This is a genomic window from Limnohabitans sp. TS-CS-82, assembly GCF_002943475.1.
The window spans coordinates 164,048-176,825 of the sequence record NZ_PTQX01000013.1 but is presented as its reverse complement, the minus strand read 5'-3'; the positions used below and the strand labels follow the sequence as shown (position 1 = coordinate 176,825).

Annotated in this window: 10 protein-coding genes and 1 tRNA gene; 1 reads left to right on the top strand and 10 read right to left on the bottom strand. The window is 52.7% G+C overall.

The window, feature by feature from the left end; all coding sequences use genetic code 11:
• Window positions 1–100: 100 nt before the first annotated feature.
• The 3 genes from C5F52_RS22260 to C5F52_RS22250 form a co-directional block, all read right to left on the bottom strand.
• The gene (locus C5F52_RS22260; protein WP_104800544.1) at window positions 101–589 is read right to left on the bottom strand and encodes a transcriptional regulator; all 489 of its coding nucleotides are present in this window, start codon (window positions 587–589) and stop codon (window positions 101–103) included.
• 4 nt (window positions 590–593) lie between these two features.
• On the bottom strand, window positions 594–968 hold the full coding sequence (locus C5F52_RS22255; RefSeq protein WP_104800543.1) for a DUF4258 domain-containing protein: 375 nt from the start codon (window positions 966–968) through the stop codon (window positions 594–596).
• Between the two features lie 86 nt (window positions 969–1,054).
• Window positions 1,055–1,492, bottom strand: coding sequence for a DUF6641 family protein (locus C5F52_RS22250; protein ID WP_104800542.1), 438 nt, complete (start codon window positions 1,490–1,492; stop codon window positions 1,055–1,057).
• Between the two features lie 198 nt (window positions 1,493–1,690).
• On the opposite strand from C5F52_RS22250, the gene C5F52_RS22245 reads away from it, so the two are divergent.
• Window positions 1,691–2,569: a dienelactone hydrolase family protein gene (locus C5F52_RS22245; protein ID WP_104800541.1), complete on the top strand. Its 879-nt coding sequence runs from the start codon at window positions 1,691–1,693 to the stop codon at window positions 2,567–2,569.
• A gap of 329 nt (window positions 2,570–2,898) precedes the next feature.
• On the opposite strand, the gene C5F52_RS22240 is transcribed toward C5F52_RS22245, so the two are convergent.
• The 7 genes from C5F52_RS22240 to rpoC form a co-directional block, all read right to left on the bottom strand.
• Window positions 2,899–2,974: transfer RNA gene (locus C5F52_RS22240), tRNA-Phe, on the bottom strand.
• A 30-nt stretch (window positions 2,975–3,004) separates the two neighbouring features.
• Window positions 3,005–3,664: a response regulator gene (locus C5F52_RS22235; protein ID WP_104800540.1), complete on the bottom strand. Its 660-nt coding sequence runs from the start codon at window positions 3,662–3,664 to the stop codon at window positions 3,005–3,007.
• A 21-nt stretch (window positions 3,665–3,685) separates the two neighbouring features.
• Entirely contained in the window at window positions 3,686–5,965 is a 2,280-nt protein-coding gene (locus tag C5F52_RS22230) for an ATP-binding protein (protein ID WP_104800539.1), read from the bottom strand.
• On the bottom strand, window positions 5,962–6,516 hold the full coding sequence (locus C5F52_RS22225) for a DUF4390 domain-containing protein (RefSeq protein WP_104800577.1): 555 nt from the start codon (window positions 6,514–6,516) through the stop codon (window positions 5,962–5,964). The genes C5F52_RS22230 and C5F52_RS22225 overlap by 4 nt, the downstream gene beginning before the upstream one ends.
• A 61-nt stretch (window positions 6,517–6,577) precedes the next feature.
• Window positions 6,578–7,918 (bottom strand): 16S rRNA (cytosine(967)-C(5))-methyltransferase RsmB, encoded by a 1,341-nt coding sequence (gene rsmB, locus C5F52_RS22220; protein WP_104800538.1) that lies wholly within the window; start codon window positions 7,916–7,918, stop codon window positions 6,578–6,580.
• On the bottom strand, window positions 7,915–8,472 hold the full coding sequence (locus tag C5F52_RS22215) for a LemA family protein (protein ID WP_104800537.1): 558 nt from the start codon (window positions 8,470–8,472) through the stop codon (window positions 7,915–7,917). Before C5F52_RS22215 ends, rsmB begins: the two co-directional genes overlap by 4 nt.
• 74 nt (window positions 8,473–8,546) lie before the next feature.
• Window positions 8,547–12,773: a DNA-directed RNA polymerase subunit beta' gene (gene rpoC / locus C5F52_RS22210; RefSeq protein ID WP_104800536.1), complete on the bottom strand. Its 4,227-nt coding sequence runs from the start codon at window positions 12,771–12,773 to the stop codon at window positions 8,547–8,549.
• Window positions 12,774–12,778: the final 5 nt, after the last annotated feature.

The window sequence follows — 12,778 nt, the reverse complement described above, 5'->3', positions numbered from 1 at the left end:
TTTAGGGAGTCGAACTAAAAATAGGCAAAAAAACAGGCGGCTTGAATTTCAAACCACCCGCTCCCAAACAAGCTCTATCGTTACAAACACTCCACGTGTCTTATGCAGCTTCTAGCAACTTGTCGTTTGCAGCCTTTGTGCTTTTAACCACTTCCACATGCCGCTTGCCATCCACTCCCTTAACAACATAACGCTGATAAGCAAGCTTCTCGACAGTTTGCACACGCTCGATAGCATCGGAAATCTTTGTATTCCCGCTAAATTTAGCCATCACCATTAGTCTCAGCATATGGTCGTAAACATTCGGCACAGCATCCTTACGCTCCCACAAGCTCACCGCATTTTCCGAAACATCTAAGAACTTGCCTAAGCCTTCCTGAGTAAGGCCCAACTGAACACGCAGGAAACGAAACTCGTAGCCAGCCAACAAGCCCTTCTTCTCGACTAGCTTTGTTGCCAACAATTTGTGCAATCCGTCTATGTCTTTTACAGAAATTGCATTGCCATACTTGGTTTCCTTCTTTGTATAGCCGTTCTCAAGCCATACGTTAGGAAGCCCGCAGGCTGTGTAGTGCAATAGGTTTTTCATAGTCTCACTTTGCTTTCGTCATAACAGTTACAACAATTGCGTCAGGGTTGTTATCGTCCAAAGCAACGATAACTGAAATGTTTCGATTGGTTCCAAAATGCTCCATTCGACATTTCAAGTCTCCAGTTTTTCTATCTCGAACTGGCGGCCGCTCAATTAATCCGTTTCGAAGACAGTCAAAAACTTGAACGTCAGTAACGCCTCTTGCAGCCATTCGGTCTTGTGCGTGCTCGCTCAAGTAGACCAAATCACTATTTTTTGCAAGCGTTCGGATGTGCTTCTGCAACTGCACATTTGTCATCGACCCGAAGTTAAGTGTAGCACCCATAAATTTTGTGGCTTCAAGGATTGGAAAATTCCCACAAAAAGTAGGGGCCATGCACGCAGGCACGACAAAATTTTAGACCATCGGCGCTGCTGCTGGAGGCACTGGCACTCGAGCGACAGCGCCCCCTGACGGCAATCTTACTTTCCGAAGCCTTCGCGGAGTTTGATAGATGCAGCCTCAATCGCAGCATCCAACTCGCCACTTGCTGCAATGGTCTTGAGTGCTTCGAGTGTCGGCAACAGCTCTTTCTCGCTGGCAACTTCGACTGCAAACTTGCCCTTAGCCAACTCCAACAGCTTTGCGCCATAGCGAACGTTGATTGCGAGTTTGCCGTTGTCCGTAGCAAACCACCACTGCTTCACACGCTTGTTGGATTCGACCAGCGTGCGCTCGCCTGTTTCAGTCGTGACGCTACGCAGCTTGGTGATAACAGGGGCCGCGCCTGTTTGCAGTGCTTTTGCGAGTGCAATTTGTTCGCCAAGTGCTTTGAGCATTTTGTTGCGCCGAACATGTACGCCAGTAACAGAGGTTGCTTTTTGTACTGCCGACAGCTTGAGTGATGCGAGTGTTGTCATGTGCTTTCCCTTTCCAATGTTGATAAAGCACAGGTGATTTTGTGATCGATACAGCTTTCGGACGACCTGAAACCCGCATAAATGGCGGGCTATTGGGAAACCTTGTTACAACCAATCAAGCATCAGTGCAAACACTGAAGAAAAATAGGATGCACAGAGGCACTTTCTGTATAAAAATAATAAACATTTGGGCCTGCCATGCAACTTCACCGCTTCCTATCATTCGGCTTCTTGGCATCATTGCTTATAGCGGTAACAGCTACTAATGCGCAAGAGCGCATCAGCTACACCTACAAAACCTTGAACGGCGCGAGCGAAAACTTGGATGCCGTTATCAGCAAAGCCCCATCCGAAGGCAAAAAACCCGCTGTAGTCATCTTGCATCACTCGGGAGGTTGGGATGCTGGAACAAACAAACAGTATGTTGATTTGCTAACGCAAAATGGCTTCATTACCGTGGAGCCCATCATGTTCCACAGACCAACAAAGACCATGTATGGCGACAGCCTCGCCAAGGCCATGGGGGCCGTTAATTACCTCAGCACACGCCCCGACGTAGATATGGGCAAGGTTTCTGTCATTGGAACTTCTTACGGTGCAAATTTGAGTGTGTTCATGGCGACGCAATGGGCTTCAGAGAAATTTCTTGCCGCACCAATCAAAATTAGCAAAGTTGCATCCCTCTACCCCGTTTGCTGGTTCTACCCCAAGTTGATCAAGCGCGACACCAACTCATGGTTCTTTAAGGAACGCCTTCAAGATTTTCCTGAAGGCTTTATGGACCACTGGACCAACATCCCGATGAAATTGTTTGCAGCGGGGCAAGACGATTACAGCGGCAAAGACGCTACTGTGTGCACGTCGTTCAAAGAGGCACTACCGAGCGAGGCACAAAAAGCGGTGACCAGCGTTGTCGTCTATCCGGATGCAACGCACGGCTGGGATCAAGGGCGTACATTCTCATTTCATGAGCCCGCTGCATGCCAAAGCAAAGGGTGCACCAATACGAATGCATCCAACCCATCAGTCACTGCACAGGCGAAGAAAGAATTGCTGGAATTCTTGCAAAAAGACTGACAGGTTGCCGTGTGCTTACTTTTAATCGCTATCAAGCACTGCAAAAGGAAACATGCCACAAGTTTCCTTCACGCAAAGCACTTCAAATAGCGCATTGCAACGCTAGGGGTAGGACTTTGTACTCAAGCGTACAGATAACGCTTTGTAGAGTGCCTACAGCGGCTAGCAGGAGTGTTTGTTGAGTGTGTGGGGAGTGGCGTTATTAGCCTAATCTTGTGTTTTTGCTCACACTACAAAAACAAAGGAATTCTTTTGTTTGCAAACGAAAATCGTGTGATGTTCGTGCAATAGAAAAGCGTAGCACGCTTTCACGCGCTACGCTTACTATATGGTGGCCTGGACGGGGATCGAACCTGTGACACGCGGATTTTCAATCCGCTGCTCTACCAACTGAGCTACCGGGCCGTGAATGAAATTATAGCACGAAGCAGCAGCCTAAGCCGCGCGCTTGGCCTTAGATAAGTCGACCCCAAGCTGCTTGAGCTTGCGATACAAGTGCGTGCGCTCCAAACCTGTTTTATCAGCCACACGGGTCATGGAACCACTCTCTTGCGTGAGGTGGTATTCAAAGTAAGCGCGCTCAAACGCATCACGCGCTTCGCGCAGCGGTTGCTCCAAATCAAAGCTTTGATGTGTCGGCGGCAACACCACGGCTTGCGGCGTGACAAGTGATGCAGCGGCATCTTTGCTCGTGCTAGAAGCAAGTCCTTTGGCAGCTGGCGAAGCCATCGGCTTACGCATCAAACCCTGCTCAACCGCTTTGAGCAGTTTCTGCATGGTGATGGGTTTTTCTAGGAATGCTTGTGCGCCAATCCGTGTCGCTTCGACCGCTGTATCGATGGTGGCATGGCCACTCATCATGATGACGGGCATGTTCAACAAACCGGCCCCTGCCCATTCTTTGAGCAAGGTCACGCCATCGGTGTCGGGCATCCAAATATCCAGCAAAACCAAATCAGGGCGTGCAGCTTGGCGTGCTATGCGTGCCTGCGCTGCGTTTTCCGCCACTTCAACGGCATGACCTTCGTCGTTGAGGATCTCAAACAGGAGGTCCCGAATGCCCAATTCGTCATCCACCACCAAAATGTTTGCCATGTCTTAACTTGTCTCGCTGAATTAAATGAGTTGGTTTTGTTGCGATTCTGCAACTTGGAATGATAACGACACTTGCGCCCCTATCACCCGCCCCTGTAATCCACGATTTTTCAAGTCAATGCGTGCCGAATGTTCATCAGCAATTTTTTTCACCACAGCCAATCCAAGGCCAGTGCCGCGCGTCTTGGTGGTCACATACGGCTCAAACGCACGGTTCAGAATTTTGGGAGGAAAGCCTGGCCCGTTGTCACGCACCACCAAGCGCACACGGCCTGATGTCGGCACCCATTGGGTGGCAATCGACACCATGGGATGTGCTTGCCCCTCGGTTGCGTCTTGCGCGTTTTGCAGCAGGTTGTGCACGACTTGGCGCAGCTGCTGCGCATCACCCAAGATGATGGGGCAAGCCACATCGAGTTGCGCATGCACTGGCACAGCAGCGTTCTCTGTCCCGTAAAGTTGCATCACGTCTTGCACCAAAGCATTCAAGTCCAGCGGCTTCAACTCAGCCACCGGCAGTCGTGCGTAATCACGAAACTCATTGACCAAACGCTTCATCGCATCCACTTGGTCCACGATGGTCTTCACCGATTTATTCAAGATCAGCTGTTCAGGCTCTTGCAGCTTGCCTGTGAGCTTCATCTCTAAACGCTCAGCCGAGAGCTGAATAGGTGTGAGCGGATTTTTAATCTCATGCGCCAAACGACGCGCCACCTCGCCCCAAGCTTGCGCACGTTGTGCAGAGACGATTTCAGAAATATCGTCAAACACCAACAAGCGACCGTTGTTAGGTAGCACGGCACCACGCGCCAGCAAGGTTATGTGCTGTTGCTTGTCATCACTCAACTGCACAGCCGGGCTGATGGCGGTGGCATGCAGTTCAAACGATTGCTGCCAATGGTCTAAACCGTGTTGACTGCGCTCGCCCAAGAAACCGTCAAACTCGTGGTGCACATGTTCGGCGAACTCCACCAAACCTTCGATATCACGCAACGAGCGGCCTTCCCATGCGGCCAATGGCACACGCAAGATCCGCGTGGCACCAGGGTTGGAAGATTTAATGCGACCATCCTCAGTCAACACAATCACACCGGCGGTGAGGTTATCGAGGATGGTTTGCAAGTTGGCACGCGAGGTGTGTACCTGCAGCATGCTTCGGTCCACCGCAGAACGGGCGTCAGCCAGTTGTTGGGTCATCTGGGCGAATGAGCGTGTCAAGCCACCCAATTCGTCTCGTCCTTGCAGTGCGGGCTTGGGGCTCAAGTCGCCGGCAGCCACATCACGCACACCCTCTGCCAACATCAGCAACGGACGAGCCAGTTGGTTACCCAACAACACGGCCAGCAGCACCGCACCAAACACTGCCAAAAATAAACTCAGGGTCAGGGTACCGATGTACATGCTGCGCAGCCCTTCTCGACCGAGTGCACGCTCTTGATACTCACGGTAGGCCACTTCTACAGCCAACGCATTGCTCACCAACGTCGGTGGGATAGCCTTGGTGACTTGCAACACACGCGGCTCAATCAACAGCCCCAAGCCAGAAGGCGCCACCAACACCAGTGCACGAATGCGCGCCTTGGCTGTGCCTTGCAATTCAGCTTCGTCCAAGCCGTCAATGGCTGTCACCACGCTTTGTGTTTTGACCAATCGCAACTGCGCAGGCGTGGGGCGGTCGGGATTGATTTTGTAGCGCGATTCGCCCGCACTGGAAATTGCTTGTCCGGCTGTACTCCACAAAATCACATCGTCTGCACCAAGCTGATCTTTCATGCGTTCAAGGGCAATGCCCACAGAAGCATCTGGCAGATCATTGATTTGCGAACTCGCCGCACGTGTTTTTTGACCGAGATCATTGGCCAAGGTGTCCAGTGTAATGCGCCCCAAGCTCAAGCCTGCATCTAAGGCCCCTTCAACCTTCACATCAAACCAACTCTCAATCGAACGGGATACGAATTGATACGACACGCTGTAAATCAACAAGCCTGGCAAAAAACCGACCAACGCAAATGTGGCGGCAATTTTGAGCAACAAACGACTGCCAAACTTTCCTTGACGTAACCGCATGAGTAAACGGCCCGACATCCAGACGATCACACCCATCAACAACGTGGCAACCACCACATTCAAGCCAAACAGTTGTCGGTAGTTTTGTTCGTAAAGTTCGCGGTTATCTGCGGCTTGCGTCAGCAAGAACAACAAAACCAATCCAAGCCCTAACACCACCGCAGCGCTGATGACCAACAACCATCTCAACTGAAAGCTAGAAAGGCGCGTGCGCTTTTCTGCAAGCTCGATCATGGCACCAGCTCCATACGCTGCGTTTTACCAAAGCTGATATTCCAATCACTTTGGCCAGCCGCACCGATTTGCAATGGACGCGGCAATTGTTTGAGATCCAGCTTGAAATTGATCGCTATGGTTTGCTTAGCATCCGAACTCACCTCGGCCGCATTCGCGATGCGCCATTGGACAATTCGACGCACAGCATTCAGCGCATCCTCGGCTGTGTCGTAACTTTGTCCCAGACTCACGCCCAAGCCACTGACATTGAAAGGCTGTGGCGAAATGTTGACGCGCCAGCGGCGCGTGAGGGGTTGGTAAAACAAACGCACATGGCGCTCTGCATGCGCAACACGTTGGTTGTAAAAATACCAACGCTCTTGACTGACATCCACTTCAGTCACGAAGTAAAGTGTGATGCCTTTGAGCAAGGCATCTTCTAGTGCGGGTGGCAAATCAAATCGCCACTGACCCGACATATACAGGCCTGTGTCTTGTCGTTCTAATTTCAGTCCTTGCAATTCAACTGTTGTATCAGCTTGCGCGACACCAGAAACAAACAGTGACATCACGACCAAGAGCGCCACGCACAGCTGCTGTCCGCGTTTGAGGCCACCCAAAATGAGCAGATCAAGGCGCAGAAGATTTTTCCAGCAGTGCGTAATAAAAGCCATCGTGGTCACCCTGTAGATTGTCGGTGAGCACGGCAGTTGTTGAGCCACTTTGGGGTCTTAAATGCCCCGGAGACGGCAGTAAACGGGCATTGGTGTTGTGTTCAACAAACGTTTTGGCTTGGTTCTCGCCTTCAGCTCTGAAAACTGAACAGGTGCAGTACAACAAGCGACCACCAGGTTTGACCAAAGGCCACAACTGTTTGAGTAAATTTTTCTGAATCGCAGCCAGCTTGTCGATATCAGCCTCACGACGCAACCAACGCACATCTGGGTGACGTCGCACGATGCCCGAGGCCGTACACGGAGCATCCAAAAGAATTGCATCAAACAATTGGCCGTCCCACCATGTTTTGGTTTGTGCCGCATCGGCGGCAATCACCTTGGCTGAGCGGCCAATGCGTTGCAAGTTTTGCGTGATGCGTTCACAGCGTTGTGGATCAATGTCGAGAGCGATAACTTCAGAGGTGTCGCGGAGCAGCTCCAGCAAGTGCGCTGTCTTGCCCCCGGGTGCTGCGCAAGCGTCGAGCACGCGCAGTTTTTGATCTACGGGCGCGAGGTCTTTGAGCAAAATTTGCGCTGAGCATTGGCCAGCGGCATCTTGTACCGAACACAGACCTTCGGCAAATCCAGGTATGTCGCGCACGCTGTGGGCTTGCGCCAGTACCAAGCCTTGCTCGCCCACAGGCTGCGAGACGATGCCGTGGTTGGCCCAATCAGTTTGTAACGCCTCACGGCTGATGCGCGAGGTGTTGACCCGCCATGTCATGGGTGCGGCTTGGTTGTTCGCCTGCAGGATGTCTTGCCAATGGTCGGGGTGGTCTTTTTGCAAGCGCTTAACCCACCACTCAGGATGATTCCATTGCGCGTGCACGTCGTTGTCTGTGGCTTTGACCAAGGCATCTCGCTCTCGCAAAAAGCGGCGCAAGCAAGCGTTTAAAAAGTTGGCTTGCATTTGCAAGCTTCGCGTTTTTTTGGCAGCTTCCACAGCTTGGTTGACCAAGGTGTGGGGCTCGTAAGGCGCATTCTCTGGGTCCCACGCCAAAGCCAGTGCGGTACACAGCAAGGCATCTGGTAAAGGTGCAGGCGCACGCGACGCCAGTTGCGCACGCAAGGCTTGCGCACGCCCCAACTGGCGCAAGGCCTGAAACAGCAAGGCTTGCACGCCAGGGCGCAAGCTTGACGGCACAGCCTCTAGGGCTGCCGTGCCAGACACACCACGCCGCACTTGCGCCAAGGCTTGGGCTACAGCTTGCAGCTGCTGCCACAGTGGGACAGAGGTGTTTTTGTGATCATTCATTCCAATATGCGTCCGGGTTTGAATTTGAACAAGCGCGCCATCAAAGTAGCGGGGAACATGTCAATCGATTCGTTGTAATGGGTCACAGCTTGGTTAAAGCGCTGCAAATCTGGCTGTGTCGCAATGCCCAGCTCGGCCCATCGTTGCGTCAATTCAGCAGGCACAGAAACGTAATACACATCGGGGTGCGTGAGGGCTTCCCATGCATCTTGCAAGTCACGACTCGTAGCCACCAAGGCAATAGAAGATGAAGGGTCCAAGGGATGCTCTTGCATGCGCGCCAAGGCCATGGCCGACAAATTGGCAGCAACTTGCAAACGCGTCCAATGGCTGGCACCCAGCTCGGGCGACACCGCGGTTTGCCAACCCGAAGGCGAAGTGACCGCCGCGGTCGTGGCCTCTTGCACCAGCGCTTGGTAACGCAGCATGAGCTCTTCGAGCACAGCAAACTGTTTGTTCACCGCCGTGCGCAAGCCCACCAAACGGCGGTACGCACCTACGCTCCAAAACACCATCACGGCCACGAACAGCCAAAACCACCACGCATCAAGCATGTTGAACTCCTTGTGCTTTCTCCGTTGAGCCCAAACAACAAAGGCCCTTTCGGGCCTTTGTTGAGGGGGTCGCTTTACGCTTCTTCGCCAGCGCCGTGATCGACTTGGGTCTCTTCGTCAGAAGATTCTCCAGCCAACTCAGCAGCTTCGGCTTCAGCAATGGCGCGGCGCTCGGCGTCGTCCATCGCGTCTTTGACCTTGCGTGCTTTGTGATAAGCCATGCCGGTACCTGCAGGAATCAGGCGGCCGACGATGACGTTTTCTTTCAAGCCGCGCAATTCGTCGCGCTTGCCCATGATGGCCGCTTCGGTCAACACACGTGTGGTTTCTTGGAAAGAAGCCGCAGAGATGAACGAATCGGTCGACAAGGACGCTTTGGTAATACCCAACAACAAGTTGGTGAAAGTCGCGGGGACTTTGCCATCACGTTGCAGTGCTTCGTTGGTGTTGAGAATTTCAGAACGCTCAACTTGTTCGCCAGCGATGTAGTTAGAGTCACCCACGCTACCGACGACGACACGACGCAACATTTGACGCACGATCACTTCGATGTGCTTGTCGTTGATCTTCACGCCTTGCAAACGGTAAACGTCTTGCACTTCGTCGACGATGTAGCGAGCCAGCTCTTCCATACCGAGCAAACGCAAGATGTCTTGTGGGTCGGCTGGGCCGTCCACAACGCTCTCGCCTTTGTTGACCACTTGGCCTTCGTGAACCAAGATGTTCTTCTCTTTAGGAATGAGTTCGTCCCACACTTTGCCTTCTGGGTCAGTGATCTGCAAACGAACCTTGCCTTTGGTTTCTTTACCAAACGACACGGTACCAGTCATCTCAGCCAACATGCCCTTGTCTTTGGGTGAGCGTGCTTCGAACAGTTCGGCCACACGTGGCAAACCGCCGGTAATGTCGCGGGTCTTTTGACCTTCAACAGGGATACGTGCCAAGACTTCGCCTGGGCCCACATCCATGCCGTCGCGCACTTGCAGCAACGCGCCAATTTGGAAGCCAATCGTCACCGCGTGGTCTGTACCAGGAATCTTGACTTCTTTGCCAGAGGCATCGATCAGCTTGACCTGTGGGCGAACCACCTTGGTAGAGCCGCGACGTTTCGGGTCAATCACCACCAAGGTGGACAAGCCAGTGACTTCGTCCATTTGCTTGGCCACAGTGAGGCCTTCTTCGACGTTTTCGAATTGCACCTTACCGGCGAATTCAGTGATGATGGGTCGTGTCAATGGATCCCAGTTCGCCAAGATCACGCCGGCCTTGATGGTTTGGTCTGGCTTGATGGCCAAGATCGCACCGTATGGCACTTTGTGGCGCTCACGCTCGCGACCATGTTCGTCGTGGATGACGATCTCGCCAGAGCGAGAAATCACCACCAACTCACCTTTGGTGTTGGACACATAGCGCATGGTGGCGTTGAAACCAATCACACCGTTCGACTTGGCTTCGACGCTAGACGCGACAGCCGCACGAGACGCTGCACCACCGATGTGGAACGTACGCATGGTCAGCTGTGTACCGGGTTCACCGATGGACTGCGCAGCGATCACGCCGACAGCTTCACCGTTGTTCACCAGGCCGCCGCGACCCAAATCACGGCCGTAACACATGGCGCACAAGCCGAAGCGTGTTTCGCAATTCAATGCGGTGCGCACTTTGACTTCGTCGACGCCTGCGGCTTCAATTTCGTCAATGATGTCTTCGTCCAGCATGACGCCAGCTTTGACCAACACCGCACGTGTTTCTGGGTTCAGCACATCTTCAATCGCTGTACGGCCCAAGATGCGGTCGCGCAAGGATTCGATCACTTCACCACCTTCAACGATGGCGCGCATCAGTTGACCATTGGTCGTGCCGCAATCGTGTTCAGTGACCACCAAGTCTTGGGTCACGTCAACCAAACGACGTGTCAAGTAACCGGAGTTCGCTGTCTTCAACGCCGTGTCGGCCAGACCTTTACGTGCACCGTGGGTGGAAATAAAGTACTGCAACACGTTCAGACCTTCACGGAAGTTCGCCGTGATAGGTGTTTCAATGATGGAGCCGTCAGGCTTGGCCATCAGACCACGCATACCAGCCAACTGACGGATCTGAGCGGCAGAACCGCGAGCGCCAGAGTCGGCCATCATGTAGATGGAGTTGAACGATTCTTGTTCGACTTCTTTGCCGTGACGGTCGATGGTCTTCTCTTTGCGGAGTTGGTCCATCATCACCTTTGACACAGCGTCGCCAGCCTTACCCCAGATGTCAACCACCTTGTTATAACGCTCGCCAGAAGTCACCAAACCAGACACGTATTGCTGTTCGATGTCTTTGACTTCTTTTTCAGACGCGCTGATGATGGCGCCTTTTTCTGGCGGCACCAACATGTCATCGATGGCAATCGAGATACCAGCGCGTGTGGCCAAACGGAAACCGTTTTGCAACAGCTTGTCAGCGAACACGACGGTTTCTTTCAAACCGCACTTGCGGAATGACACGTTGATGAGCTTAGAAATTTCTTTCTTCTTCAACGACTTGTTGATGTTCGAGAAAGGCAAGCCCTTAGGCAAGATTTCTGACAACAAAGCACGGCCAACTGTTGTGTCTACCAAGCTAGTGGTTGGCACGAATTCACCAGTTTCTTTGTCCTTGGTCCACTCGGTCAAACGCACGGCCACTTTAGCGGTCAACTCGACCACGCCAGCGTCCAAAGCGCGTTGCACTTCGGTCAAGTTGGCAAACACCAAGCCTTCGCCCTTGCCGTTGATACGGTCACGGGTGGCGTAGTACAAGCCCAACACAACGTCTTGTGAAGGAACGATAGAAGGTTCGCCGTTGGCAGGGAACAAGATGTTGTTCGAAGCCAGCATCAAGGTACGGGCTTCCATCTGTGCTTCCACAGACAAAGGCACGTGAACGGCCATTTGGTCACCGTCGAAGTCGGCGTTGAACGCTGAACAGACGAGTGGGTGCAACTGAATGGCTTTACCTTCGATCAAGATAGGTTCAAACGCTTGAATACCCAAGCGGTGCAGCGTAGGCGCACGGTTCAACATGACGGGGTGCTCTTTGATCACCTCTTCCAAGATGTCCCACACCACGGCTGAACCGGATTCGACTTCTTTCTTCGCAGCCTTGATGGTGGTCGCGATGTCCATGGCTTCGAGACGCGAGAAGATGAAGGGCTTGAACAACTCGAGCGCCATCAACTTTGGCAAACCGCACTGGTGCAGTTTCAAAGTTGGGCCCACGGTAATCACTGAACGACCCGAATAGTCGACGCGCTTACCCAACAAGTTTTGACGGAAACGACCGCTCTTACCTTTGATCATGTCAGCCAATGACTTCAAGGCACGCTTGTTAGCGCCTGTCATGGCCTTGCCGCGACGGCCGTTGTCCAGCAAGCTGTCCACGGCTTCTTGCAACATACGCTTTTCGTTGCGTGCAATGATTTCTGGAGCCTTCAGCTCGAGCAAACGACGCAGACGGCTGTTACGGTTGATCACGCGACGGTACAAGTCGTTCAAGTCGGAAGTCGCAAAACGACCGCCGTCCAACGGCACCAGTGGGCGCAAATCAGGTGGCAACACGGGCAAGACGGTCAACACCATCCACTCGGGCTTGATGCCAGACTTCTTGAACGCTTCCATCAATTTCAAACGCTTGGCGTTTTTCTTGATCTTGAGTTCAGAGCCGGTCAGGTCGTTGCGCAGCTTCTCGATTTCAACGTCGAGGTCGAGACCTTCGAGCAAATCTTTGATGCCTTCAGCGCCCATCTTGGCGATGAATTCGTCACCGTACTCCACCACTTTGGCTTCGTAATCGTCTTCCGACATGATGGCGAATTTCTTCAAAGGTGTCATGCCGGGATCGGTCACCACATATGCTTCAAAGTACAACACGCGTTCGATGTCACGCAGCGTCATGTCGAGCACGAGGCCCAAACGTGATGGCAATGACTTCAAGAACCAGATGTGGGCGCAAGGCGCGGCCAGGTCAATGTGACCCATACGCTCGCGACGCACTTTGGTTTGTGTGACTTCAACGCCGCACTTCTCGCAGATCACACCGCGGTGCTTGAGGCGTTTGTATTTGCCGCACAAGCATTCGTAGTCTTTGATAGGGCCAAAAATCTTGGCGCAAAACAGACCATCGCGCTCAGGCTTGAAGGTACGGTAGTTGATGGTTTCTGGCTTTTTCACTTCGCCGAAAGACCATGAACGGATCTTCTCAGGAGAAGCCATGCCAATTTTGATGGCATCGAAATGCTCATCGGGCGTGAACTGCTTGAACAGGTCGAGTAATGATTTCATGTTTT